This window comes from Janthinobacterium sp. SUN026, assembly GCF_030397625.1.
Classification (GTDB): domain Bacteria; phylum Pseudomonadota; class Gammaproteobacteria; order Burkholderiales; family Burkholderiaceae_D; genus Janthinobacterium; species Janthinobacterium kumbetense.
Genome location: NZ_JAPQNU010000002.1, coordinates 428,607 through 452,568, shown reverse-complemented (window position 1 = coordinate 452,568; position 23,962 = coordinate 428,607). Strand labels below are relative to the sequence as shown.

22 protein-coding genes and 1 tRNA gene are annotated in these 23,962 nt (G+C 62.3%); 13 read left to right on the top strand and 10 right to left on the bottom strand.

Features of this window, described 5'->3' with window-relative positions:
- Positions 1 to 36: 36 nt before the first annotated feature.
- From kbl to OX459_RS11775, 3 genes are read left to right on the top strand one after another with little or no spacing between them, the layout of a single operon-like run.
- Positions 37 to 1,263 carry a glycine C-acetyltransferase gene (gene kbl / locus OX459_RS11785; RefSeq protein ID WP_289905151.1) on the top strand — a complete coding sequence of 409 codons (1,227 nt, stop codon included), beginning with the start codon at positions 37 to 39 and terminating at the stop codon, positions 1,261 to 1,263.
- Positions 1,264 to 1,283: 20 nt separating this feature from the next.
- Entirely contained in the window at positions 1,284 to 2,249 is a 966-nt protein-coding gene (locus OX459_RS11780) for an NAD-dependent epimerase/dehydratase family protein (protein ID WP_099664155.1), read from the top strand.
- A gap of 48 nt (positions 2,250 to 2,297) precedes the next feature.
- Entirely contained in the window at positions 2,298 to 3,698 is a 1,401-nt protein-coding gene (locus tag OX459_RS11775; RefSeq protein ID WP_289905150.1) for an L-serine ammonia-lyase, read from the top strand.
- 68 nt (positions 3,699 to 3,766) lie between these two features.
- On the opposite strand, the gene OX459_RS11770 is transcribed toward OX459_RS11775, so the two are convergent.
- Together OX459_RS11770 and OX459_RS11765 are read right to left on the bottom strand one after the other, a co-directional pair.
- Positions 3,767 to 4,507: an AAA family ATPase gene (locus tag OX459_RS11770; RefSeq protein ID WP_099664153.1), complete on the bottom strand. Its 741-nt coding sequence runs from the start codon at positions 4,505 to 4,507 to the stop codon at positions 3,767 to 3,769.
- A gap of 95 nt (positions 4,508 to 4,602) precedes the next feature.
- The gene (locus OX459_RS11765; RefSeq protein WP_289905149.1) at positions 4,603 to 6,135 is read right to left on the bottom strand and encodes a hypothetical protein; all 1,533 of its coding nucleotides are present in this window, start codon (positions 6,133 to 6,135) and stop codon (positions 4,603 to 4,605) included.
- Positions 6,136 to 6,306: 171 nt separating this feature from the next.
- Between OX459_RS11765 and thrC the strand changes: the two genes are divergently transcribed.
- Genes thrC through moaD form a run of 3 tightly spaced genes read left to right on the top strand, consistent with a single transcriptional unit; the run spans position 6,307 to position 9,279 of the window.
- Positions 6,307 to 7,788, top strand: a complete 1,482-nt coding sequence (gene thrC / locus OX459_RS11760) for a threonine synthase (RefSeq protein ID WP_289905148.1) — start codon at positions 6,307 to 6,309, stop codon at positions 7,786 to 7,788.
- Complete coding sequence (gene glp, locus OX459_RS11755; protein WP_289905147.1) at positions 7,788 to 9,014, top strand: gephyrin-like molybdotransferase Glp; 1,227 nt, start codon at positions 7,788 to 7,790, stop codon at positions 9,012 to 9,014. Before thrC ends, glp begins: the two co-directional genes overlap by 1 nt.
- 10 nt (positions 9,015 to 9,024) lie before the next feature.
- Positions 9,025 to 9,279, top strand: a complete 255-nt coding sequence (moaD, locus tag OX459_RS11750) for a molybdopterin converting factor subunit 1 (RefSeq protein ID WP_077403939.1) — start codon at positions 9,025 to 9,027, stop codon at positions 9,277 to 9,279.
- A 47-nt stretch (positions 9,280 to 9,326) separates the two neighbouring features.
- Here moaD and OX459_RS11745 read toward each other — a convergent pair whose 3' ends face one another.
- Positions 9,327 to 9,569 carry a hypothetical protein gene (locus OX459_RS11745; protein ID WP_099664150.1) on the bottom strand — a complete coding sequence of 81 codons (243 nt, stop codon included), beginning with the start codon at positions 9,567 to 9,569 and terminating at the stop codon, positions 9,327 to 9,329.
- Between the two features lie 155 nt (positions 9,570 to 9,724).
- Between OX459_RS11745 and OX459_RS11740 the strand changes: the two genes are divergently transcribed.
- The 3 genes from OX459_RS11740 (at position 9,725) to OX459_RS11730 (ending at position 11,989) form a co-directional block, all read left to right on the top strand.
- A complete protein-coding gene (locus tag OX459_RS11740) occupies positions 9,725 to 10,969 on the top strand; it encodes a TIGR03862 family flavoprotein (RefSeq protein WP_289905146.1) in 1,245 nt (414 codons plus the stop codon).
- A 151-nt stretch (positions 10,970 to 11,120) separates the two neighbouring features.
- Positions 11,121 to 11,459, top strand: a complete 339-nt coding sequence (locus OX459_RS11735) for a PadR family transcriptional regulator (RefSeq protein WP_289905145.1) — start codon at positions 11,121 to 11,123, stop codon at positions 11,457 to 11,459.
- Complete coding sequence (locus OX459_RS11730) at positions 11,456 to 11,989, top strand: DUF2812 domain-containing protein (RefSeq protein ID WP_289905144.1); 534 nt, start codon at positions 11,456 to 11,458, stop codon at positions 11,987 to 11,989. The genes OX459_RS11735 and OX459_RS11730 overlap by 4 nt, the downstream gene beginning before the upstream one ends.
- A 27-nt stretch (positions 11,990 to 12,016) precedes the next feature.
- On the opposite strand, the gene OX459_RS11725 is transcribed toward OX459_RS11730, so the two are convergent.
- The 6 genes from OX459_RS11725 to hpnC all read right to left on the bottom strand — a co-directional run bounded on the left by OX459_RS11725 (position 12,017) and on the right by hpnC (position 17,061).
- Complete coding sequence (locus OX459_RS11725) at positions 12,017 to 12,823, bottom strand: head GIN domain-containing protein (RefSeq protein ID WP_289905143.1); 807 nt, start codon at positions 12,821 to 12,823, stop codon at positions 12,017 to 12,019.
- Positions 12,824 to 12,833: 10 nt separating this feature from the next.
- Positions 12,834 to 13,622, bottom strand: a complete 789-nt coding sequence (locus OX459_RS11720; protein WP_289905142.1) for a DUF1700 domain-containing protein — start codon at positions 13,620 to 13,622, stop codon at positions 12,834 to 12,836.
- Between the two features lie 19 nt (positions 13,623 to 13,641).
- Positions 13,642 to 13,797, bottom strand: a complete 156-nt coding sequence (locus tag OX459_RS11715) for a hypothetical protein (RefSeq protein WP_180278542.1) — start codon at positions 13,795 to 13,797, stop codon at positions 13,642 to 13,644.
- A gap of 130 nt (positions 13,798 to 13,927) precedes the next feature.
- Positions 13,928 to 15,307 (bottom strand): hydroxysqualene dehydroxylase HpnE, encoded by a 1,380-nt coding sequence (gene hpnE, locus OX459_RS11710; RefSeq protein ID WP_289905141.1) that lies wholly within the window; start codon positions 15,305 to 15,307, stop codon positions 13,928 to 13,930.
- Positions 15,300 to 16,133, bottom strand: coding sequence for a presqualene diphosphate synthase HpnD (gene hpnD / locus OX459_RS11705; protein ID WP_077403957.1), 834 nt, complete (start codon positions 16,131 to 16,133; stop codon positions 15,300 to 15,302). Before hpnD ends, hpnE begins: the two co-directional genes overlap by 8 nt.
- A gap of 46 nt (positions 16,134 to 16,179) precedes the next feature.
- Positions 16,180 to 17,061 carry a squalene synthase HpnC gene (gene hpnC / locus OX459_RS11700; RefSeq protein WP_289905140.1) on the bottom strand — a complete coding sequence of 294 codons (882 nt, stop codon included), beginning with the start codon at positions 17,059 to 17,061 and terminating at the stop codon, positions 16,180 to 16,182.
- 289 nt (positions 17,062 to 17,350) lie between these two features.
- On the opposite strand from hpnC, the gene OX459_RS11695 reads away from it, so the two are divergent.
- The 3 genes from OX459_RS11695 (at position 17,351) to OX459_RS11685 (ending at position 21,881) form a co-directional block, all read left to right on the top strand.
- Positions 17,351 to 18,514, top strand: a complete 1,164-nt coding sequence (locus tag OX459_RS11695; protein ID WP_289905139.1) for an efflux RND transporter periplasmic adaptor subunit — start codon at positions 17,351 to 17,353, stop codon at positions 18,512 to 18,514.
- Positions 18,511 to 21,609, top strand: coding sequence for an efflux RND transporter permease subunit (locus OX459_RS11690; RefSeq protein WP_289905138.1), 3,099 nt, complete (start codon positions 18,511 to 18,513; stop codon positions 21,607 to 21,609). The genes OX459_RS11695 and OX459_RS11690 overlap by 4 nt, the downstream gene beginning before the upstream one ends.
- A gap of 189 nt (positions 21,610 to 21,798) precedes the next feature.
- Positions 21,799 to 21,881, top strand: a tRNA-Leu gene (locus tag OX459_RS11685).
- 56 nt (positions 21,882 to 21,937) lie between these two features.
- On the opposite strand, the gene OX459_RS11680 is transcribed toward OX459_RS11685, so the two are convergent.
- Positions 21,938 to 22,114, bottom strand: a complete 177-nt coding sequence (locus OX459_RS11680; RefSeq protein WP_289905136.1) for a hypothetical protein — start codon at positions 22,112 to 22,114, stop codon at positions 21,938 to 21,940.
- 491 nt (positions 22,115 to 22,605) lie between these two features.
- Here OX459_RS11680 and tig point away from each other — a divergent pair, with 491 nt between their 5' ends.
- The gene (gene tig, locus OX459_RS11675) at positions 22,606 to 23,946 is read left to right on the top strand and encodes a trigger factor (RefSeq protein WP_077409110.1); all 1,341 of its coding nucleotides are present in this window, start codon (positions 22,606 to 22,608) and stop codon (positions 23,944 to 23,946) included.
- The last annotated feature ends 16 nt before the right edge of the window (positions 23,947 to 23,962 follow it).

Genomic DNA, 23,962 nt, shown 5'->3' with positions numbered 1-23,962 from the left:
ATAGCACACATACAACAGGGACACACAAGGATCATCATGAGCGAGCAAGCGAAGAACACCTTTTTCAGCGGTCTGCAACAGAATCTCGATCAACTGCGCCAACAGGGCTTGTACAAGCCCGAGCGCGTGATCGCCTCGCGCCAGGGCGCTGAAGTGGTGTGCGACGATGGCCGTACCCTGATCAATATGTGTGCGAACAACTACCTGGGCCTGTCCGGCGACGTGCAGACGCAGGAAGCGTCTATTGCCGCCACGCAAAAGTATGGCTACGGCCTGTCGTCCGTGCGCTTCATCTGCGGCACGCAAACCGTGCATAAAGAGCTGGAACAGGCCATCTCCAGCTTCCTGGGCACGGAAGACACGATTTTGTACGCGGCCGCATTCGACGCCAACGGCGGCGTGTTCGAGCCCCTGTTCGATGAAAACGACGCCATCATCTCGGATGCGCTGAATCACGCTTCCATCATCGACGGCATCCGCCTGTGCAAGGCTGGCCGCTACCGCTACGCGCACAACGACATGGCCGACCTGGAAGTGCAGCTGAAAGCGGCCGTCGCCGCCGGCAAGCGCCATAAAGTCATCGTCACGGACGGCGTATTCTCGATGGATGGCACGATCGCGCAACTCGACAAGATCTGCGACCTGGCCGACCAGTACGGTGCGCTGGTGATGATCGACGAATGCCACGCTTCCGGTTTCATGGGCGCGACGGGCCGCGGCACGCACGAACACCACAATGTGATGGGCCGCATCGACATCATCACGGGCACCCTGGGCAAGGCCCTGGGCGGCGCCATGGGCGGTTTCACGTCGGCACGCAAGGAAGTCATCGACACTCTGCGCCAGAAATCGCGCCCTTATCTGTTCTCGAACACCCTGGCGCCATCGATCGCCGGCGCCTCGCTGTCGGTACTGGAGCGCCTGGCCAAGTCGACGGAACTGCGCGACCGCCTGCATGAAAACACGGCTTTCTTCCGCAGCGAAATCGAACGCATCGGCTTCACCATCAAGCCGGGCACCCATCCCGTCGTTCCCGTGATGCTGTTCGACGCTCCCGTGGCGCAGAAATTCGCCGCCCGCCTGTATGAACTGGGCGTGCTGGTGACGGGCTTCTTCTACCCGGTCGTGCCGATGGGCCAGGCCCGGGTGCGCGTGCAGCTGTCGGCCGCCCACACCCGCGAACAGCTGGTGCAAGTGCTGGCCGCCTTCGAGCAGGCTGGCAAGGAACTCGGTTTGCTGACCGCCACTAACACTACCAACTAACAGGAATTCAGGAAAATAGCATGGAACGCATCTTAGTCATTGGCGCAAACGGCCAAATCGGTAGTGAACTGGTGGGCGCACTGGCGCAGCAGCACGGCGCGGACAACGTGATCGCCAGCGACATCGGCACGAATAATCTGTACCAGGCCAAGCGCTATGCGCAATTGAATGTGCTGGACAAGGACGGCCTGGCGAAGATCATCGCCGACGAAGGCATCACCCAGGTGTACCAGCTGGCGGCCATGCTGTCGGCCACGGGCGAAGCGGCGCCGTTGAAGGCGTGGAGCCTGAACATGGACGGCTTGCTCAATATCCTGGAGCTGGCGCGCGAGCGGGGCGAAGCGGGCAAGCCGCTGCGCATCTTCTGGCCATCGTCGATCGCCGCCTTCGGCCCGAACACGCCGCAAGTGAATACGCCGCAAATGACGGTGATGGACCCGACCTCGATGTACGGCATCAGCAAGCTGGCCGGCGAGCGCCTGTGCGAGTACTACTTCAACAAGTACGGCGTCGACGTGCGCAGCATCCGCTACCCGGGCATCATCAGCTACAAATCGCCTCCGGGCGGCGGCACCACCGATTACGCCATCGCCATCTTCCATGCGGCCTTGCGCGGCGAGCGCTATGACTGCTTCCTCGATGCGAACACCACCTTGCCGATGATTTACATGCCCGACGCCATCCGCGCCACCATCGAACTGATGGACGCGCCTGTGGCCCAAATCAAGATCCGCTCCTCGTACAACGTGGCCGGCGTGTCGTTCAACCCCGAGCAGCTGGCCAAGGCCATCGTGCGCATGGTCCCGGACTTCAAGATCAGCTACAAGCCGGACAGCCGCCAGGCCATCGCCGACAGCTGGCCGCAAAGCCTGGACGACAGCAAGGCCAGCGCCGACTGGGGCTGGAAGGCGCAGATCGGCGTCGAGCAGATGGTCACGGACATGCTGGCCAATGTCGATGTTGGCCATGCGGCCAAGGCAGCCTGAATCCAGCACCGGCATTCATAAAAACATACTAATATAAAGAGACACTACATGGACATGAGCGTATTTGACCTGTTTAAGATCGGCATCGGGCCGTCGAGTTCCCACACTGTGGGGCCGATGGTGGCGGCGCGGCGTTTTCTGGTCGAATACGGTCCGCTGGACCAGGTAGTGGGCGTCGAGGCGGCCCTGTATGGCTCGCTGGCGCTGACGGGCGTGGGCCATGCGACTGACAAAGCCGTCATTCTGGGCCTGATGGGCGAGACGCCGCAAGACGTGGCGCCCGATGCCGTCGACAGCAAGCTGGCCGCCATCGAGGCGGCCGGCGAAATCGCCTTGCTGGGCACGCACGTGGTGCCATTCACGGCCGCCACGGGCTTGATCTGGCACAAGAGCGAATCCTTGCCCGAACATCCGAACGGCATGCGCTTTACCCTGAAACTGGCGGATGGCAGCCGCGTCGACAAGGTGTATTACTCGATCGGCGGCGGCTTTATCCGCGAAGCCGGCGAGGCCCAGGCCGAGGCGGCCGTGGAGTCGGCCGCCAGCGCGCGGGTCGTCTTCCCCTTCGATACCATGGAGCAGTTGCTGGCGCACGGCGTGGAAAGCGGCTTGTCGATCCCGGAAATGCTGCGCGCGAACGAATGCGTCAAGCGCAGCGACGATGAATTGAACGAGGGCCTGGACCGTATCTGGCACGTCATGCGCGACTGTATCGCGCACGGCCTGGAAACGACGGGCAACCTGCCGGGCGGCTTGAACGTGAAGCGCCGCGCCGCAAAATTGTGGCGCCTGGCGCAGGAAGCGAAAGCATCCGATAACCGCGCCAACGACTTGCCGCACGACGCCGTGCACCTGGTCAGCCTGTACGCGATGGCCGTCAACGAGGAAAACGCGGCGGGCGGCCGCGTGGTGACGGCGCCGACCAACGGCGCCGCCGGCATCATCCCGGCCGTGCTGCGCTACTACGCGCAGGATTGCCGCCCCAGCGACCCGGTCGGCGGCGTGCGCCGCTTCATGCTGACGGCGGCCGCCATCGGCATGTTGTGCAAACGCAATGCCTCGATCTCGGGCGCCGAAGTGGGTTGCCAGGGTGAAGTGGGCGTGGCGTGCGCCATGGCGGCGGCCGGCCTGGTGGCGGCACTGGGCGGCACCAATGAGCAAATCGAGAATGCGGCCGAAATCGGCATCGAGCACCACCTGGGCATGACGTGCGACCCGATCGGCGGCCTGGTGCAGATTCCCTGCATCGAGCGCAACGGCATGGGCGCCGTGAAAGCCATCACGGCCGCCTCGCTGGCGCTGAAGGGCGACGGCACGCACTTCGTCAGCCTCGACGAAGTCATCGAAACCATGCGCCAGACGGGCGCGGACATGCAGGACAAGTACAAGGAAACGTCGTTGGGCGGGCTGGCCGTGCACGTCATCACCGTCAACCACGCCGCTTGCTGAGGGCGACGTCCCGTACGATTCCCTAACATCGTGTATGTCGGCTTGCCGCAGTGCGCAAGCCGACAGCCTTACTCCTCCTCAAACAGCTGCTCCAGCCTTCTCGGGTAGTTATTCAGGAAATCGCGCGTCACGGCGTAGTGTTCCGTGTCTTCATACGCCACTTCGTGGATGCCGCCGCCCGTAAAACTGAGGATTTTCGCATTCGGATAGGCCAGCAGGATGGGCGAATGGGTGGCGATGATCAATTGCGAGTCGTCCTGCACCAGCTGGTGGATCACGGACAATGCCGCCATCTGGCGGCTGGGCGACAGGGCCGCCTCGGGTTCGTCCAGCAGGTACAAGCCTTTTCCCCGCAGCTTGTTGATCAGGGTGGCCATGAACGCCTCGCCGTGCGATTGCGCGTGCAGCGACTTGCCGCCGTAGCTGGCCAGGTATTCCGGCATGTCGTCCATGTAGGTGGCGACGTTGAAAAAGCTTTCGGCGCGCAGGAAATAGCTGTCCTCGGGTTTTTTATAGCTCTTGCTCAGGCGCAAGTGCGCGTGCAAGCCCGATTCCTCGTCCGACGGCAGGGCGATGCGCACGTTGCGCGTGCCGCCATCCTTGCCGAAACCGAGGGCCACGGCCAGCGCTTCGAGCATGGTCGACTTGCCGCTGCCATTCTCGCCCACGAAAAACGTCACGTCGCGGTGGAAGTCCATGTGCACGAAATCGCGGATGGCGGGAATGGTGAACGGATAGTGGTCCAGGTCGACTACGGCGTCAGGGCGCAGCGCGGCGCTTTGCAAATACGGTTTTTTACTCAGCGACATGGCCGGTTCCATGAATGACCCGGAGGCGGGCCGACGGGTGCCAGTGTGGCGCAAATCCGGCGCACGCGCCAGCACGCGCGCCGGATTTTTTGATATTACAGGTCGTTCAGGCAGTTGCCGAAGTAGTCGTTATAAAATGCTGTGGGTGCACCATTCTTGTCGAGCAAGCCAAAATGTCTACCGACATTGAGGCCTACACGATACAAAGTGTCGGCCGAGTTTTCTGTTCCGGCATAGCCTCGCTCCATCAATAATGCTTCGCGGGCATTATCCGTTAGGTGGGCAACTCGTCCTGCAAGCAGTGCGTCAAAAAGACAAATGTGTTCGCGTTCGTCACTTTCCTTGTACGCATCTTTACTGCCGACAGCCATGTATAGGCCAGCTTCGCCACCAGCGCTGATGCACTCCAGGTCAGCAACTGATCGTTCATGGAGGCCGAATTCGCCCTTTGCCAAAGGAAAACAATAGCTGTTTGCACTACTTTCCTTCAGCGTCTTTGTTTTATAGTTGTTCGTAAGCCATTTGGAAAACGCGGAAGAGCTTGGCTGGCCGCCCTGGCGACGATAGGCGGTATAGTAAGTGAGTACGGTCGAAAAAGGGTGGCCGCTAGGTACGGCTCCGAATGTTCCTGATTTGGCTACCGCCGGCATCGTGGCTGCAACCGTATCTGCTGGACCAAAACACCGCAAGTCATACCCCAGCATGAACAAACTCGCTTCGAAGGCATGGCAGCGGGCGGCCATGTCGGCGCTGTCCGCCTTGAACCAGTCGCACTTTTCCAGCACGGCGCGCAGGAGCCAGCCCAGCTTGACCTGCCACTGCGCCCAGTCCTGGCACGACACGGCCTTGCCAAAGAATTGCGGTGCGCCGGCAAAGCCGCTGTCGATACCCTTGGGATTGCGGATCTGCTTGCCGCGTGCGGCGCCCGAGGGGAAGGCCAGCCAGTGTTTCTTTGCCAGTTTGGCGCCTGCCTGGCTGCGGTACTGCGCATACAGCATGGCCATGGCCGCGCCCACGCGGCTGTCGTAGATGGGCGAGCCGCTGTCATCAAACAGGGCGTGGATCTTGGTCAGACCCGCGTCGAAGCGCTCCACGCTGTCCGTATCGAGCGCATCGAGCGGCGCATCCGAGTCGAGCGACATGAATGGCGCCAGGCGCGTGAAGTAGGCGGCCAGGCGGCCTTGCGCATGCAGGCGCTTCAGGAAGACGATGGCGCCGCGCACGCCGCCCCATTCGAGGATGGCCAGGCAGGCCGCCAGCACCTGGTCTTCATCCTGCCGCGCGATGGCGTCCTTCAGCCAGCCGCGCAGCAGGCCCAGCGAGGCGGTCGTCTCGCGCCAGTTGCCCGAGACGACCGCCTTGCCGCGCGCATCGGTCCAGCGGGTGTTCCACACATAGTGCCCCAGCACCGCTTCCAGGCCCGTCGCCTGCACGTCCAGGCCGCCCGGCACGAAGCGGCTGCGCGCCATCTTCAGCTGAAAGCGCTTGACTGGCAGTTCGGCCGCCAGCCAGTCGATAAAACCGCGTACATCGTCCTGCTTGAGAAAATCGTCACGTTTCGTGTGGAATGGCTGTGGCATGGTCGTCATGGGCAGGGTTGGCGCCCGCTTGGTCTGGAAAGCGGCCATGATACAGTTGCCGTGCGACAAGGTGTGTCGTTTGGCAACAGTCGCCGCTCGCATCAGGACGGCGGCGCCCGGGCAAACGCCACGCGATTCGCCTTGGACGGCGGCTGGCACTATAATATCCGCTGCCATTCATGATCAACCGCACTCAGCTCAACTGGACTCTTCAAATCTATGCACTACGTGTCTACCCGCGCTGATAAAGCGCCAATGAATCCGCAGCAATTCTCCGACATCCTCCTGGGCGGCCTGGCCCCCGATGGCGGACTGTATCTCCCTGAACACTACCCGCAAGTCACTGGTGCCGAGCTGAACGCCTGGCGCACATTGTCGTATGCCGACCTGGCCTACGAAATCCTGAAGAAGTTCGCCACCGATATCCCGGCCGCGGACCTGAAGGCGCTGACGGCGAAAACCTATACCAAGGCAGTCTACAAGAACGCCCGCGCCGGCGAAAACGCGGCCGACATCACGCCGCTGCGCGTGCTGGAAGAAAACGTCGTCAAGGGCGGATCGACCACCCTGATCCTGCAGGCGCTGTCGAACGGCCCGACCCTGGCCTTCAAGGACATGGCCATGCAGCTGCTGGGCAACCTGTTCGAATACACGCTGGCCAAGCACGACGCCGAACTCAATATCTTCGGCGCCACCTCGGGCGACACGGGCAGCGCGGCCGAGTACGCGATGCGCGGCAAGAAGGGCATCCGCGTCTTCATGTTGTCGCCGCACAAGAAAATGAGCGCCTTCCAGACGGCGCAGATGTTCAGCCTGCAAGACCCGAACATCTACAATATCGCCGTCGAAGGCGTGTTCGACGATTGCCAGGACATGGTCAAGGCAGTGTCGAACGATTTGCCGTTCAAGGCGAAACAGAAGATCGGCACCGTCAATTCCATCAACTGGGCAAGAGTCGTGGCGCAAGTCGTGTATTACTTCCGCGGCTACCTGGCGGCCACCACCAGCAACGAGCAGAAAGTGTCGTTCACGGTGCCGTCTGGCAACTTCGGCAATATCTGCGCCGGCCACATCGCCCGCATGATGGGGCTGCCCATCTCGAAACTGGTGGCCGCGACGAATGAAAACGACGTGCTCGACGAATTCTTCCGCACGGGCGTCTACCGCGTGCGCAAGTCCGCCGAAACGTACCATACGAGCAGCCCGTCGATGGATATCTCGAAAGCGTCGAATTTCGAGCGCTTCGTCTACGACCTGGTGGGCCGCGACAGCGGGCGCGTGCGCGCGCTGTTCACGAAAGTGGAAACGCACGGTGGCTTCGACTTGTCCGGCAAGCCGGGCAGCGATGGCGACGAGTTCAAGCTGGTGGCCAAATATGGCTTCAAGTCGGGCAAGTCCACGCACCAGGACCGCCTCGACACCATCCGCGACGTGGCCGACGACTATGGCATCACCATCGACACGCACACGGCCGACGGCATCAAGGTGGCGCGCGAGCACCTGGAGCCGAACGTGCCGATGATCGTGCTGGAAACGGCGCTGGCGGCCAAGTTCAACGAAACCATCCTCGAAGCGCTGGGCGTGGATGCGGAACGTCCGGCCGGCTTCGAGAACATCGAAGACTTGCCGCAAAAGTTCGTCGTGATGGATGCGGACGTGGAAAAAATGAAGGCGTACATCGCCTCGAACACGGGACTGTGATGACAGACGCGAGCACTGTACGTAAACCCATGCTGTCGGTGGCCGAGGCGCAAGCCTTCATGCTGGGCGCGGCGCGCCCGGTGACCGACGTCGAGCTGGTCGACACCATGCGCGCCAACGGCCGCGTGCTGGCGGCCGCGCAAACGTCGACCCTGAACGTGCCCGAGCGCGACAACACGCAGATGGATGGCTACGCCGTGCGCGCGCAGGATTGCGCCAGCGGCGCGGCCAGCCTGCCCGTGTCGCAGCGCATCGCGGCCGGCCACGTGGGCCAGCCTTTGCAAGCGGGGACGGCGGCGCGCATCTTCACGGGCGCCCTGATCCCGGACGGCGCCGACTGCGTGGTGATGCAGGAGCAGTGCACGGTGGCGGATGGCGTGGTGACGGTCAATCACGTGCCGCACGCGGGCGAATGGGTGCGCCGCCAGGGCGAGGATATCCGCGCCGGCGGCGAAATCCTCGGCGCCGGCCGGCGCCTGCGCAGCCAGGAAATGGGCCTGGCCGCCTCGGTGGGCCTGGCGCAAGTGCCCGTGCTGCGCAAGCTGCGCGTGGCCGTGTTCTTCACGGGCGACGAGCTGGCCATGCCGGGCGAGCCTTTGGCGCCGGGCGCCGTCTACAACTCCAACCGTTTTACCTTGCGCGGCTTGCTGGAAAATTTGGGCTGCGAGATCACGGACCTGGGCATCGTGCCCGATAGCCTGGACGCGACGCGCGCCGTGCTGCGCCAGGCGGCCCAGGGCAATGATTTGATCATCACTTCGGGCGGCGTGTCCGTGGGCGAGGAAGACCATATCAAGCCGGCCGTGGAAGCGGAAGGGCGGCTGAACATGTGGCAGATCGCCGTCAAGCCGGGCAAGCCGCTGGCGTTTGGCGAAGTGCAGGACGCGTTCTTTGTCGGCTTGCCCGGCAATCCCGTCTCCAGCTTCGTCACCTTTTTGCTGTTCGTGCGCCCGTTCATCCTGCGCCTGCAGGGCGTGGCGGGGAGCCTGGCGCCGCGCAGCTACAAGCTGCCGGCCGCGTTTGAACGCCTGAAGGCGGACAAGCGCAACGAATTCTTGCGCGCCAAGGTCAATGACGAAGGCGAGCTGGAACTGTTCGCCAACCAGAGTTCGGGCGTGCTGACGTCCACCGTGTGGGGCGACGGCTTGATCGATTGCCCGCCGGGGCTGTCGATCGCGCGCGGCGACATGCTGCGGTTTATCCCGTTTAATGAATTGCTGTACTAAGGAAGTCTTGATGAAGATCAATCTGCGATTTTTTGCCAGCGTGCGCGAGCTGGTGGGCACGGGCCAGGAAGCGCTGGAAGTGGCCGGGCCGCTGACGGTGGGCGAGGTGCGGGCCCTGCTGATCGCCCGTGGCGGCAACTGGGAATATGCGCTGGCGCAGGGCCGCGCGCTGCGCATGGCGCATAATCAGGTGATGTGCGATGCCGATACCGTAACAGGCGACGGCGACGAAGTGGCGTTCTTCCCGCCCGTGACGGGCGGCTGATCCCGCGCGCCAAATGAAACGGCCACTTCATCGAAGTGGCCGTTTTTTCATGGCGCCTTGGTTTTCGGCTTGCTGGCCGTGGTATCGCCGCAGGTGGCGCAGGCGATGGCTTTCTTGTAGCGCCAGTATTTCGAGCCGATGAAGATGGCTGACGCCACCAGCGACCAGGCCAGCGCGCTGAGGATGTCGGCGCGGCTGGTGGTGCCCTTGCTGTACTCGACCACCGTCAGGATGATGAATAAAATCGAACTGGCCAGCAAATAACGGGAAATCCAGAATCCTGCGCCCATGTGTTTCTCCTCTTGTCGTCGCGTTGTCTCGTGAAGTCGAAGTGCCGATCGCTGCAGCATGTCCGCGCAGTATGCATCATTTTTCGGCCTTCTTGCCATCCGCCGGCCTTATCTCGACTAAAATGCCGGGGTTTTCACCGTCTTTCCAGCTCGCCATGACCCAAACCAGTTCCCCTCCGTTTCACATCGCCGTCATCGGCGGCGGCCCCGCCGGCCTGATGGCCGCCCAGGCGGCCACCGACCAGGGAGCCAGGGTGGAGCTGTTCGACGCCATGCCGTCCGTCGGCCGCAAATTCCTGCTGGCGGGGCGGGGCGGCATGAATATCACGCATGCGGAAGGCTACCAGGCCTTTGTCTCGCGCTACGCCAGGCAAGCGCACCGGGTGAAACCGGCGCTGGACCAGTTCGGCCCGCAAAAGGTGCGCGACTGGGTGCACGGCCTGGGCGTGGAAACCTTCGTCGGCTCCTCGAACCGCGTCTTCCCGACCGATATGAAGGCGGCGCCCTTGCTGCGCGCCTGGCTGCACCGCCTGCGCGAAGCGGGCGTGCAATTTCACATGCGCCACCGCTGGACGGGCTGGCAAGACGGCCAGCTGGCCTTCGCCACGCCGGACGGCGAACGGCTATTCGCCTTCGACGCCGTGATCCTGGCGCTGGGCGGCGGCAGCTGGGCGCGGCTGGGATCGGACGGCGCCTGGGTGCCGCTGCTGCAAGAGCAGGGCGTGGCCGTGACGCCCCTGGCGCCGGCCAATTGCGGCTTCGACGTGGACTGGAGCGAGTATTTCCGCAGCCGTCATGCGGGCGATCCGCTGGCGACGGTGGCCATCACGGCGCGCGACATCGATGGCTTGACGATCAAGCGCCAGGGCCAGTTCGTCATCACGGCGGGCGGCGTCGAGGGCAGCCTAATCTACGCGCTGTCGGCCGCGCTGCGCGAGCAGATCGCCGCCGAGGGCAGCACCACCATCTGGCTCGACCTGGCGCCCGACCACAGTCATGAACGCGTGTTCGAAGAAGTGACGCGCCCGCGCGGCGCCCGCTCCATGTCCAGCCACCTGAACAGCCGCCTGGGCATCAAGGGCGTGAAATCGGGCTTGCTGCGCGAATGCCTGAGTGCGGCCGACTTTGCCGACGAGGCCAAGCTGGCCGCCGCCATCAAGCTGCTGCCCGTCACCTTGCAGCGTCCGCGCCCCATCGATGAAGCCATCAGCAGCGCCGGCGGCGTGGACTTCGAAGGCATCGATGGCAGCATGCTGCGCGCCATGCCGGGCGTGTTCCTGGCGGGGGAAATGCTGGACTGGGAAGCGCCGACGGGCGGCTACCTGCTGACGGCCTGCCTGGCGCAAGGCAAGGCGGCCGGCGAACAGGCCATCCATTGGCTAGAGGCGCGCTCCGCCTGATTTCATTACGGTGTGCCCGCGCGCTGCCGCGGGCGCATGCTCTTGCGCTATTTCCCATTTCCTAATTTTATTGACAATCAATAATGCCCTGCGCTAGTATCGTGCCTCGCTATATCGATTGTCGATATAGTGGGGCACGATATGGAGCAGCATGGACGATATCAACTTTTCGCGCTACCTGCCGCTGTCCGAGGCCACGTTCTATGTGCTCGCTTGCCTGCATGAACCCATGCATGGCTATGCCATCATGCAAAAGGTGGACATGCTCAGCGGAGGCAGTGTCAGCATTGGTCCCGGCACCTTGTATGGCGCTTTTGCCACGCTGGAAAAGCAGGGCTTGATCGTCAAGCTCCGGGAAGAGGAGCGGCGCAAGATATATGGCATGACGAAGCTGGGGCGCGAGGTCTTGAGCGAGCAGGTACGGCGCTTGGACATCATGGCAGCCACAGGAAAAAGAACATTGTCACTTCTACAGGGGGATGCGGCATGAGCAAGCAACTGGTCAAGAAATTCAAATGGTGGTGGGTGTGGCAAGACGGGATGCATGAGCGATGGCTGCAAGAGCAGGCGCGCCAGGGACTGCACTTGCATGCAAGCGACCCCCTGGGCATCCGCATGACGTTCCATCGGGGCGCACCGGCGGACATCGCGTATCGATGGGACTTTCCGGGTGTAAAGGCGGATCCTGTTTACACGCAACTGTTTGTGGATGGGGGTTGGGAACGCGTGGTGGATGTGGCGGGATGGCGTTGCTGGCGCAAACCTGTGGTGGATGGAAAAATACCCGAAATTTTCACGGATGTGTCATCGAAGGTGCGGAAATACCAGCGCAATCTGGCCTTCTTGTTGGTCTGCGGTTTGCCATTGTTCGTGGTGGTCGTTGCGCCAGCATCACGCCATGCCTTGCTGGCCGAACCCCGGGCAGCCACCGTTGCTGGCGGGGCCATGTTGATGCTCGTCTACGCCATTGGCAAACTCGTGCAGCGCATGCGTCAATTGGGCCAGGGCGTGGCGCAGTAAGCCCGGTGCCAGGTACGGCTGGCCCGCTCAGTGCCAGATGATGTCGCCCGAGCCGCTCTTCTGCGTCTCGCGCTGGCGCGGGTTGCCGTGGACGTGGATGTCGCCGCTGCCGCGCACGGTCAGGTTGGCGGCGTCGCGCACGAAGACGGTGCTCGTGCCCGAGCCTTGCAGGCTGACGCTGGCCTTGTCGGCGGCCAGGTGCTCGGCATCGATGTCGCCTGAACCGCTGAGGTCGGCGCGCAGGAATTTCGTGTTGCCGCTGGCGGCGATGCGCCCGGAGCCCACCATTTCCAGCACCACGCTGTCGCTGTTGCCCGCATTGATGTCGAGGTCGCCACTGCCGTTGACGGTGGCTTGTACCTGCTTGTAGCGTCCCGTGAAACTGACGTCGCCGGAACCCGTCAATTCCAGGATGAAACTGTCGCCGGAAAAGCCCGTGATCTTGCTGTCGCCATTGCCGTGCACTTCGACGCGCACGAGGGCTGGCAGCACCAGTTCCACCTGCAGCGGCTGGCGATGGTGGAACAGCATGCCTTTCGGGCCGATATGCACGGTCGTGCCATCCTGCGTGGTGTCGACGTTCGACAGCAAACGCTGTTCGCCGCTGACCTTCAGCGATGGCGTGGCGCCGCGGCGCAGCACCAGGTCGATGGGGCCGGCCAGGTCGATGCTGGTGATATCGGCGGAAATCGGGCGCGTTTCGCTGCGCACGGCGCGGCCGGCAGCGCTGCTGGGATTGCTGATTCCCTTGGCGCGCAGCGCCGCATACGACATGGCGATCAGGACCAGTGCCAGCAAGAGCATGGACAGGCCAACTTTGAGCAAGCGTTTCATGGCAGCCTTTCTAGTGACCTTTGAGCAGGGAAACATTCATGGCAACGTAGCGCTTGATGCCGATCAAGGTATAGCGCGTTACGACCAGACTGAGCAGGAAGATGGCGATGCCGCCGAGCAGCATGCCCACGCCAAAGACGGTTTGCGTGGTGCGCGCATCGCGGTCCATGTCGGTGGAGATGCGGATGCCGCCGCCGGCCAGCGCTTCGGCCCGTTCCATCATGCGCGATGAGGCGCCCGGTGCCTCGGGTGCGGACTCGGCTTTGACGGGGCCGGGCACGTGGTCGACTTCGATGCCCGTGTCGCCGATGGTGATGCGCGTTTCGCGCCGTTCGCCGCCTTCGCCGCCGTCATCGTCATGGATGAAGACGTGGCGCAGGGGGCCGTCGAGCACCAGTTCGTTGGCGCCGGACAAGCCGCTGGCCGTGATGGCGATGCCGGCCAGGTAAAAGCTCAGGCCGACGGCGTACAGGGTGGCCAGCAGGGCCGCGTAGACGGCGGCTGGCACGACCATGAACAGGTTGAAGATGGCCAGTCCCACCAGCGAGACGAGCAGGCGCAGCAGGTTGATGGGCGTTTTCTTTTGCTCGAAAGCCTGGCGATGGGTGCTGCTGCGCAAGGTGAGGGCGATTTTTTTCGGGTCGCCCAGGTCGTCGGCGATTTCGTGCTCGCTGCGGCCGGCCGCAGCGCCTTCGATGAAGGTCTGTTCGTAATAATCGAGGGTCTTGGCCACCAGGTCCGGTGGCAAGCCTGCCAGTGCGCGCCGCAGCGCGTCGAGATAATCTTGCTTGTTCATCATATTCTTCCTGTCCGCCGCTTCAGCCCACTGCCGGCAGCAACATGCTTGCCTGGCTCAGCAGCAACGGTGCCTGTGGCGCCTGCTGTACCTGCATGACGATCAAGGTGGCCAGCACCACACCCGCCAGCAGCGCCAGGGCTTTCAAGCTGTTTTTCAAGTGCAAGGTGGTGTGCATGGTATTCCCCGTGGCATGGCCGTTGTCGATGATCAGACTGTACCCAAGCGCACGCGAGCGCACCAGCGCGGTGCGACAGAATGCAATTTCGCGGGGGCGAGCGACGCCAGGGGAGGATGCACCGTCAAGTCTACTTTGCCGCCTTGCCCGTGGTGACGACCTTGGCCGCCGCCACGCCGCTGCGCACGGCCGCCTCGATGGTGGCCGGATAGTCAAGCGTGCGGTCGTCATTCGCCGTGTAGTCGCCGGCCAGCAGCAGGCCCGGCACGCCGCTGGCGTTGCCGGGGCGCGCCAGGTCCGGCGTGCAGGCGAACGTGGCGCGCTTTTCCGTGATCAGCTGGGTCCACAGGGGCTGGGCCAGGGCAGGGCGCTGCAACACTTGCGCCAGCTGGGCCGCGATGGCTTGCGCCAGCGGCCCGTGGCCTTGCTCGGCGGCAGGGCCGGAAGCGCTGATGACGACGGCCAGCAAGCCGGCCTGTTTGCTGTCGAGCTGGCCCCGGTCGAAGACGAACTGGCCCCAGTGCCGGTTCGCCGGCGTATCGACGAGGGCGTAGAACGGCAAGTCCAGGCGCACCGTGGCGTCGTATTGCAGGTAGCAGGTGCTGATCGCTTCCGGCGTGAAGGCTTGCATTTTGGCAATAACGTTATCGAGGCGCGCGTCCTGCAAGCCTTGCAGCAGGCCGGCCGCTTGCACGGACGAGGTGGCGACGATGACGCCGTCAAAGATTTCTCCATCGTCGACGCCGTCATCGAGCCGCCAGCGGCAGTCGGGCAGCGCCTGCAGGGCGGCCACCTTGGCGCCCGTGCGCACTGCGCCGCCATGTTGTGCCACATAGCGGGCGGCCGCGTCGGGCAAGACGCTGCTCAGGTCCGCCTTCGGGACCAGCATGTCGGAGGCGCGGCGGCGGCTGGCGCCCAGGCTGTCGCGCAGCACGTTGAGGAAGACGCGGGCCGAGGCGCGCTCGGGCGGGGTATTTAATGCAGCCAGGCACAGCGGGTGCCACATCAGCCGGCACAAAGTGTCCGTCTGGTCGAAGCGCTGCAGCAATTCGCTGACCGTGCAATCGTTGTACAGCTGCCAACCCATCGTCCGCATGGCGGTGGAAAAGCGCATCAGGGCCAGTTTGTCGGCGCGCAATAGTCCCGTGGCGCGCAGCAGGGCCCAGACCAGGTGCAACGGCGCGGGCAGGCGGGGTGCGATGAAATCCATGCCCCCGGAGCCGGCCGGATAGCGCATCTGCAGGGGCAGCGTGAGGATCAGTTCGTCCGGGTCTTGCCCCGCCAGCTTGATCAGGCGCAAGGTTTCCGTGTAGGCGCCCAGCAAGATATGCTGGCCGTTGTCGAGCACCGTGTTTTCTCTCTCGACCCTGCGCGCGCGTCCGCCCAGGGTGCGCGCCGCCTCGAATACGGTCACCGGGTGACCGGCACGCGCCAGTTCCATGGCCGCCGCGCAGCCAGCCCAGCCGGCGCCGATGACGGCGTAGCGTTGCTTCACGATAGGCTTAGCCACGAACCCAGGTCTTCCAGGCCAGCCACAGTTTGCGGATCGGGGTGAGCGAGATGCGCTGTTTCAGCACGTGGTAGCCGTCGCGCTCGACTTCGTTGAGCAGGGTGCGGTAGATGGCGGCCATGATCAAGCCCGGACGCTGGGCGCGGCGATCCTCGGCTGGCAACAGCGCGAAAGCTTCGTCATACGCCTTTTGCGCGCGCGCCACCTGGAAACGCATGAGGTTTTCAAAGTTTTCGCTGTGGCGCGCGTTCAGCAAGTCGGCCGCCGTCACATTGAATTGCTGCAATTCGCTGATCGGCAGGTAGATGCGCCCCTTGCGCGCATCTTCGCCCACGTCGCGGATGATGTTGGTCAGCTGGAAGGCATGGCCCAGTTTTTCCGCGTACAGCAGGGTTTCCGGGCGGGTCGCGCCAAAGATGCTGGCCGACAAGATACCCACCACGCTGGCCACATGCCAGCAATAGCGGCTCATGGCCTGGTAATCGAGGTAGCGGGTCTGGTTCAAGTCCATTTCCATGCCGTCGATGATGGCCTGCAAATGCTTTTCTTCCAGTTGATACACGGCCAGATGCGGTTCCAGCGCGCGCATCACGGGATGCGTGGGGATGCCCTCGTACATGGCCTTGACTTCCTTGCGCCACCAGACCAGCTTGGTGCGTGCCACGGCTTCGTCCGTGCATTCATCGACCGTGTCATCGACTTCGCGGCAGAAGGCGTACAGGGCCGTGATGGCCTTGCGGCGCTCGGCGGGCAGGAACAGGAAGCTGTAGTAGAAGCTGGAGCCGCTCTGGGCGGCCTTTTGTTGGCAGTATTCGTCGGGAGACATAGTCAAAAGAGCAAGGGTTGCAGATCGAAGCCGCTATTCTATCGTCTTACAGAGTGGGCGACGGGGGAAAAGCCGTTTTTACTTGTGTCTCTTGATGCAAGCTTTTGCGCGACATGCGCAGGGCGCGCCAGAAAATGATCAGCCAGTCGCGTTTCTCCAGCTTGGGACGGCGCCGGAACACGTCGTAATTGACGGCTTCGATGCATTCGAGGATGCGCAAGCCGCCTTGCACCACCAGGCGCAATTCCCAGCCGATGCGCCCGCGCAAGCGCAGGGCCAGCGGCGCGCCGGACAGCATCAGGGCGCGCGTGCGGGCCACTTCGAAGCGCATCAGGGCGCTCCACTTGCCGTGTGCCTCGGGCCGCTCGAAGGCGGCGGCGGAGACGGCAAAGCGGCTCAAGTCTTCCATCGGCAGGTAGATGCGCTCTTTTTGCTGGTCGATGGCGACGTCTTGCAAGAAATTAATTAGTTGCAAAGCTGAACATATCGCATCGGAATCGCGTACATTCTGTTCATCGGCCGCGCCATACAGGTGCAGCATCAGCAGCCCTACGGGGTTGGCCGAGCGGGCGCAGTAATCGAGCACATCGTCATAGCTGGCGTAGCGCGTCGTTTCCACATCCTGTTTAAATGCCGACAACAGATCGTGGAACGGCTTCAGCGGCAGCTGGTGTTTGGCGATGACGGCGGCCAGGCGCTCGAACATGGCGGCGTTCTCGCCGGCATGGCCTTCGTGGCGGTCCATGCGGCCCAGCGCTTCTTCATAGGCGTGCAGGGCGGCCAGGCGCTCGGCCGGCGTGGCGTCGCCCTCATCGGCCAGATCGTCGGCGCTGCGGGCGAAGGCATAGATGGCTTCGACGGCGGGCACCAGGCGGCGCGGCAGTAAAAATGATGCAACAGGAAAATTTTCGTAATGGTCTACAGGCATGAACACACTTCTCTAGTCTTGCGTTTGTCCGGCACCCTCACACGCTGGAATGGGGCCGGACGTTGTACGTCTCAAGATTAATGACGCAAAAGTCACTAAAAACTTTTACGCACGATTATAATTAATAACCAGAAAGTCATTAGGGGGAAATCGCTCCCCGCGATGACCAAGCTGATATTGTCACAAATTTAAGGATATCGCGTGCGAAAAAGTTTGGCTTGGCCCAAAGGACAAGCAAAAAGTTTCTCCGCATAAAAATATTGCAGCCCGCATAGTAAAGGAAAATACCTTGTTTGCCCTGAAAACCCTGCGCCGCGAGACCGGCGCTCCCGCACTTCCCGCCCTGCGGCTGATTGCCGCCGCCGCCCTGGCGCTGACCCTGGCGGCTTGTTCCAAGCCTGCCGTCAAAGTGGAAGACGTGCGCCCCGTGCGCGCGATCGTATTGTCTAGCAGTAATGTTGACGTGAGTGCCGAGCTGTCGGGCGAGGTCATGCCCCGTGTCGTATCGCAGCTGGGCTTCCGCGTGGGCGGCAAGATCGTCGCGCGCAAGGTGGACGTGGGCGCCAGCGTCAGGAAGGGGCAAGTGCTGATGCAGCTCGACCCTGCCGACTTGCAGCTGTCGCAGGCGCAGGCCAAGGCTTCGCTCGTTAGCGCGGAAACGAGCCGCGACCTGGCGCGCGCGGAATTGAAGCGCTACCAGGATTTGCGCGAGAAAAATTTCGTCAGCCAGGCCGTACTTGACGGCAAGGACGCTACCTACAAGGCGGCGCAGGCGAACGTGGAAGCGGCCCAGGCCCTGTACCGTGGCCAGGCGAACCAGTCCGGCTATGCCAGCTTGCTGGCCGACGTCGATGGCGTCGTCACGCGCATCGAGGCCGAAGTGGGGCAGGTGGTGGCGCCCGGCGCGCCCGTCGTGCAAGTGGCGAAGAGCGGCGAGAAGGAAGTCGTGATCGGCATTCCTGAAGACAAGGTCGAGACCTTGCGCGGCGTCAAGGATGTGGTGGTGCGCCTGTGGGCCGACCCGAAGCAGGGCTTGCCGGGCAAGATACGCGAAGTGTCGCCCGTGGCCGATGCCGCCACGCGCACCTATATTGCCAAGGTCAGCATCCCGGACGCGCCGCAGGCGCGCCTGGGCATGACGGCCGTGGTGCAGTTCGCCTCGCAAACGGCCACGCCGCAGATCAAGGTGCCGCTGACGGCCCTGTTCAATGAGAAATCGCAAAGTTCCGTGTGGGTGGTGGAAAACGGCGCCGTGAAGCTGGTGCCGGTGACGGTGGGCGGCGTGGCGGGCAATGAGCTGCTGCTGACCTCGGGCGTGAAAGCGGGCCAGACCGTGGTCACGGCCGGCGTCAACCTGCTCAAGCCGGGCCAGAAAGTGACCATCCTCGGCGCCGAACTGGCCAGCAAGCCTGCCGCCGGTGCCGCCGCCGTCAGCGTGGGTGCGGCCAAATGAAGGGCGGCTTCAATCTGTCGCGCTGGGCGCTCGAACACATCCCGCTGACGCGTTACTTGATGGCCGTGCTGCTGATCGGCGGCATGCTCAGCTACGCCAGCCTGGGCCAGGATGAAGATCCTCCGTTTACTTTCCGCGCCATGGTGCTGCAAGCGTACTGGCCCGGCGCCACGGCCTTGCAGATGGCCGAGCAGGTGACGGACAAGCTGGAAAAGAAACTGCAGGAAACGCCGTACATCGACGAAATCACCAGCTATTCGAAGCCGGGCGAAACCCTGATCCTGCTGGAACTGCGCGAATCGGCGCCGCCCAAGGAAACGGCCGCCGCCTGGTACCAGGTGCGCAAGAAGATCGGCGACATCCAGGGCACCTTGCCGGCCGGCGTCGTGGGCCCGTTCTTCAATGACGAGTTCGGCGACACGTATGGCTCCATCTTCGCCCTGTCCGGCGACGGTTTTACGTACGCGGAAATGAAGGATTACGCGGACAAGGTGCGCCAGGAATTGCTGGCCGTGGGACAAGTATCGAAGGTGGAACTGTTCGGCGTGCAGGATGAAAAGATCAATATTGTCTTTTCTCACAAGAAATTTGCCCAGCTGGGCATTCCTTTCGACGCCATCGTGCAGCAACTGTCCGCGCAGAACAGCATCAACGCCACGGGCGTGCTGGTGACGCCGACGGACAATCTGCAAGTGCGCGTGACGGGCGCCATGCTGACCGTCAAGGACCTGGAAAACCTGGAACTGCGCGCCAACGGCACCACCTTCCGCCTCGGTGATTTTGCTACCGTGAAACGTGAACTCATCGATCCGCCGAAGGACAAGATGCGTTTCAACGGCAAGGAAGTGATCGGCCTGGGCGTGTCGATGGAAAAGGGCGGCAATATCATCGACATGGGCAAGGCCTTGCAGGCAACGGTCACGCGCATGAAGAGCGAGTTGCCGGTCGGCATAGAACTGCAGCGCGTGTCGAACCAGCCGGAAGCCGTGTCCGCCTCCGTGGGCGAGTTCGTGCACACCCTGGTCGAAGCCATTCTGATCGTGCTGGCCGTCAGCTTTGTCGCGCTGGGCTTGCACACGAAACCGCTGCGCATCGACGTGCGTCCGGGCCTGGTGGTGGCGCTGACCATTCCGCTGGTGCTGGCCGTCACCTTCCTGTTCATGCGCCTGCTCGACATCGACTTGCACAAGATTTCGCTGGGCGCCCTGATCATCGCGCTGGGCTTGCTGGTCGATGACGCCATCATTGCTGTCGAGATGATGGTGCGCAAGATGGAAGAGGGCATGTCGCGTTTCGACGCGGCCACGTTCGCCTATACGTCGACGGCCATGCCCATGTTGACGGGTACCCTGATCACGGTGGCGGGCTTTTTGCCCATCGGCCTGGCCAAGTCGGCCGCCGGCGAATACACGTTCTCCTTGTTCTCCGTCAATGCGCTGGCCCTGATCATCTCGTGGGTGGTGGCCGTCGTCTTCACGCCCTACATCGGCTATGTCTTGCTGAAAGTCAAACCGCACGCGCACAACGACCATGAATTGTTCGATACGCCGAACTTCCGCCGCTTCCGCCGCGCCGTCACCTGGTGCGTGGAATGGCGCAAGACGACGATTGCCGCCACCCTGGCCATCTTTGCGCTGGGCATCTACGGCTTTAACTTTATTGAAAAGCAATTCTTCCCCGATTCCAGCCGTCCCGAACTGATGGTGGAACTGTGGTCGCCCGAAGGCACGACGTTTGCCGCGAATGAAAAGCAGGTGAAGAAATTCGAAGCCTTCGTGGGCAAGCTCGACGGCGTGGAAAGCGTCACCAGCTATGTCGGCACGGGCAGTCCCCGTTTCTACTTGCCGCTGGATCAGATCTTCCCGCAGACCAACGTGTCGCAAGTGGTGGTCTTGCCGAAGAGCCTGGCTGACCGCGAACGCTTGCGCCAGCAAATCGTCGATGTCTTCAAGAAAGATTTCCCGGAAGTGCGGGGCCGCGTCAAACTGTTGCCGAACGGACCGCCCGTGCCGTATCCCGTGCAATTTCGCGTCACGGGACCGGAAGTGGCCCGTGTGCGCGCCATCGCCGACCAGGTCAAGGACATCATGCGCGCCAATCCGAACACCTTGGGCGTGAACGACAACTGGAATGAATCGGTGAAAGTATTGCGCCTGGACCTGGACCAGGACAAGATGCGCGCGCTGGGCGTCACGTCGAAAACGGTGATGCAGGCGGCCAATACGATCCTGTCGGGCACGGTCATCGGCCAGTTCCGCGAAGACAATAAGCTGATCGATATCCAGGTGCGCCAGCCGCTGGAAGAGCGGGCGACGATTTCCGTGTTGAATGACACGAATATTCCGACGGCGACGGGCAAGTCCGTGCCCATCTCGCAGCTGGCCCGCGCGCATTTCGTGTGGGAACCGGGTGTCGTCTGGCGCGACAAGCGTGAATGGGCCATTACCGTGCAGTCGGACGTGATCGACGGCATCCAGGGCGCCACCGTGTCGACGCAGCTGGCGCCGCAGCTGGACGCCTTGCGGGCCAAGTTGCCGGCCGGCTACCGCATCAATGTGAAGGGCGTGGCGGCCGACAGCGGTGAAGCGGAAGCGTCGATCTCGGCGAACTTGCCGCTGGCCATCTTCATCATCTTCACCTTGCTGATGCTGCAGTTGCACAGTTTCTCGCGTTCCCTGCTGGTGTTCCTGACGGGGCCGCTGGGCGTGGCGGGCGCCGCGTTTGCCTTGCTGCTGCTGCACCGTCCGCTGGGCTTCGTGGCCAACCTGGGCGTCATCGCGCTGTTCGGCATGATCATCCGCAACTCGGTGATCCTTGTCGACCAGATCGAGCAAGACATCCGCGATGGTTCGGCCCCATGGGACGCCATCATCGACTCGGCCGTGCGCCGCTGCCGCCCCATCGTGCTGACGGCCGCCGCCGCCGCGCTGGCCATGATTCCGTTGTCGCGCTCCGTGTTCTGGGGGCCGATGGCGGTGGCCATCATGGGCGGCCTGATCCTGGCGACGGCCTTGACTTTACTGTTCCTGCCGGCCCTGTATGCGGCCTGGTTCCGGGTCAAGAAGCCGGCGCCGGCGACCGTAAAAGAAGGCTAGCAGCCAGCGCCAGGGCATAGGCAAAAAAAGGCGGCATTCCTCTGGGAAATCCAGTAGAATGCCGCCTTTGCTTTACTGAGGGCTTGCTCGTTGAGTCTGCGGTAGCCAGATCGCTCCCGAGTTGTTAAAATCAGGGAGGCGCAGACGACAGTCTGCGCGGCGGCAGTCTGTTGCTGGTAGTGAAAAAATGCGGATGTGGTGGAATTGGTAGACACGCTGGTCTTAGAAGCCAGTGCTTCGGCTTGGGAGTTCGAGTCTCCCCATCCGCACCAATCCGGGTTGTTCCAGCCCGGACGTGCAGCACCATCAAGTTGTTCTTCAGCCTCGTTCAGGCATCTTCCTGTTTTTCTTCCCGTTCTTCCCGTGTTTTCGTCATGGGATGCGTCTTCCAACGCGCTATTTTTCGTCCGGCACGGCAGGATAGGGCGGGGTATGGGCGGCGATTTGCCTGAAAAATGGCCAAATTGAGATAAATCAAAGGTTTTTTGCCCGAAATCTTCGCCATGAGCGCATTTCTTTGTTTCGGACGGGGCGCCAGTTCGCATATACTAATGAACGAAGCAGGCTGGAAAGCCTGTCTCTGGCGAAACAAAGAATGCCGGGGCAAGAGTAAAGACAGGGCACCCCCAGGCTGTGGCGACTCGTTCGCCGCCGCTGGTATCCTCTGTGGCCGCGCTGCAAAGCCAGCCACTTTCCCGAAGTCCTTTGTTATAATGCCACGCTTTACCGAATGATGGCCGGCCCTGCATTTACTTAGAAGCAAGGCTGGACGCTCGGAGCCCTGTCGCAGTACTGGAAGCGGCGGATTGTTTGGTGCCTGGTGCGGGTTTTCCCTCAGCCGGGTAGACCAGGTCCATTGTCCTGTTTGCAGTACTTTTACAGATGATATATGCGAGCGAGTGAAGCTGGGCCCATGTCTTGCCGCCAGTGATGGCGCAAGGGGTCGGGTCTTCTTTTCTCGCACCAACAGTGTTTATTTTTTGGACGATTTTTTACATGGCAACTGCAGTCGAAACCTTGGGCAAACTCGAACGTCGTATCACGATCTCCTTCCCGCTGACGGACGTCCGCACGGAAGTTGAGAAGCGCCTGAAAGTGCAAGCCCGTACGGCTAAGGCACCGGGCTTCCGTCCGGGCAAAGTGCCGTTGAAAATGGTCGCAGCACAATACGGCTACCAAATTGAATCCGAAGTGCTGAATGACAAAGTCGGCCGCGCGTTCAACGACGCCGCCAACGAAAACAATCTGCGCGTGGCCGGTTTCCCGAACATCGTGCCGAAAGAAGAAGCAGCCGAAGGCCAGCTGGCTTTCGACGCAACGTTCGAAGTGTATCCGGAAGTCGCCATCGGCGACCTGACGGCCGTTGAAATCGAAACCGTGCAAGCCGACGTGTCGGAAGCCGAAATCGACAAGACCATCGACATCCTGCGCAAGCAGCGCGTGCACTTCCACACCAAGGGCGAAGCTGGCGAACACGGCGACGGCGGTGAGCCGATCGCTGCCAACGGCGACCGCGTGACCGTCGACTTCGTTGGCTCGATCGACGGCGTTGAATTCCCAGGCGGTAAAGCTGAAGGCTACGCTTTCGTGCTGGGCGAAGGCCGCATGCTGCCAGAATTCGAAGCAGCAACCCTGGGCCTGAAAGTGGGCGAGTCGAAGACTTTCCCATTGTCGTTCCCTGAGGACTATCACGGCAAGGACGTAGCCGGCAAAACCGCTTCGTTCACCATCACCCTGCAAAAGCTGGAATGGGCGCACCTGCCGGAAGTCGATGCTGAATTCGCCAAATCGCTGGGCGTTGCCGATGGCGACCTGGCCAAAATGCGCGAAGACATCAAAGTCAACCTGCAACGCGAAGTCGCTGGCCGCGTGAAAGCACGCAACAAGGAAGCCGTCATGGACGCGCTGATCAAAGTTGCTGAGCTGGAAGTGCCAAAAACGCTGATCGCTCAGGATTCCGAGCGCCTGGCCGAAATGACCCGCCAGGACATGGCGCAGCGCGGCATGAACGTCAAGGACGTGCCTTTCCCAGCAGAACTGTTCGCAGACAAAGCCGAGCGTCGCGTACGCCTGGGCCTGATCCTGTCGCAACTGGTGGGCGACAACAAGCTGCAAGCTACGCCTGAGCAAGTCAAGGCGCAAATCGAAGATTTCGCTCAAAGCTACGAAGATCCACGCGAAGTGCTGAAGTACTACTACAGCGACCGTCGTCGTCTGGGTGAGATCGAAGCCCTTGTATTGGAAGAAAACGTCGTCACTTACGTGTTGGGCCTGTCGAAAGTCACGACGAAAGCAGTTGCTTTCGACGAACTGATGGGAAGCAACGCACAAGCGTAAACCAGTTGGTATTGGG

What these genes read in the sequence shown, in the direction of transcription:
- kbl (WP_289905151.1), top strand. Translation starts at nt 37, where the DNA reads ATGAGCGAGCAAGCGAAGAACACCTTTTTCAGCGGTCTGCAACAGAAT.
- OX459_RS11780 (WP_099664155.1), top strand. Translation starts at nt 1,284, where the DNA reads ATGGAACGCATCTTAGTCATTGGCGCAAACGGCCAAATCGGTAGTGAA.
- OX459_RS11775 (WP_289905150.1), top strand. Translation starts at nt 2,298, where the DNA reads ATGGACATGAGCGTATTTGACCTGTTTAAGATCGGCATCGGGCCGTCG.
- OX459_RS11770 (WP_099664153.1), bottom strand. Translation starts at nt 4,507, where the DNA reads ATGTCGCTGAGTAAAAAACCGTATTTGCAAAGCGCCGCGCTGCGCCCT.
- OX459_RS11765 (WP_289905149.1), bottom strand. Translation starts at nt 6,135, where the DNA reads ATGGCCGCTTTCCAGACCAAGCGGGCGCCAACCCTGCCCATGACGACC.
- thrC (WP_289905148.1), top strand. Translation starts at nt 6,307, where the DNA reads ATGCACTACGTGTCTACCCGCGCTGATAAAGCGCCAATGAATCCGCAG.
- glp (WP_289905147.1), top strand. Translation starts at nt 7,788, where the DNA reads ATGACAGACGCGAGCACTGTACGTAAACCCATGCTGTCGGTGGCCGAG.
- moaD (WP_077403939.1), top strand. Translation starts at nt 9,025, where the DNA reads ATGAAGATCAATCTGCGATTTTTTGCCAGCGTGCGCGAGCTGGTGGGC.
- OX459_RS11745 (WP_099664150.1), bottom strand. Translation starts at nt 9,569, where the DNA reads ATGGGCGCAGGATTCTGGATTTCCCGTTATTTGCTGGCCAGTTCGATT.
- OX459_RS11740 (WP_289905146.1), top strand. Translation starts at nt 9,725, where the DNA reads ATGACCCAAACCAGTTCCCCTCCGTTTCACATCGCCGTCATCGGCGGC.
- OX459_RS11735 (WP_289905145.1), top strand. Translation starts at nt 11,121, where the DNA reads ATGGACGATATCAACTTTTCGCGCTACCTGCCGCTGTCCGAGGCCACG.
- OX459_RS11730 (WP_289905144.1), top strand. Translation starts at nt 11,456, where the DNA reads ATGAGCAAGCAACTGGTCAAGAAATTCAAATGGTGGTGGGTGTGGCAA.
- OX459_RS11725 (WP_289905143.1), bottom strand. Translation starts at nt 12,823, where the DNA reads ATGAAACGCTTGCTCAAAGTTGGCCTGTCCATGCTCTTGCTGGCACTG.
- OX459_RS11720 (WP_289905142.1), bottom strand. Translation starts at nt 13,622, where the DNA reads ATGATGAACAAGCAAGATTATCTCGACGCGCTGCGGCGCGCACTGGCA.
- OX459_RS11715 (WP_180278542.1), bottom strand. Translation starts at nt 13,797, where the DNA reads ATGCACACCACCTTGCACTTGAAAAACAGCTTGAAAGCCCTGGCGCTG.
- hpnD (WP_077403957.1), bottom strand. Translation starts at nt 16,133, where the DNA reads ATGTCTCCCGACGAATACTGCCAACAAAAGGCCGCCCAGAGCGGCTCC.
- hpnC (WP_289905140.1), bottom strand. Translation starts at nt 17,061, where the DNA reads ATGCCTGTAGACCATTACGAAAATTTTCCTGTTGCATCATTTTTACTG.
- OX459_RS11690 (WP_289905138.1), top strand. Translation starts at nt 18,511, where the DNA reads ATGAAGGGCGGCTTCAATCTGTCGCGCTGGGCGCTCGAACACATCCCG.
- OX459_RS11680 (WP_289905136.1), bottom strand. Translation starts at nt 22,114, where the DNA reads ATGGCGAAGATTTCGGGCAAAAAACCTTTGATTTATCTCAATTTGGCC.
- tig (WP_077409110.1), top strand. Translation starts at nt 22,606, where the DNA reads ATGGCAACTGCAGTCGAAACCTTGGGCAAACTCGAACGTCGTATCACG.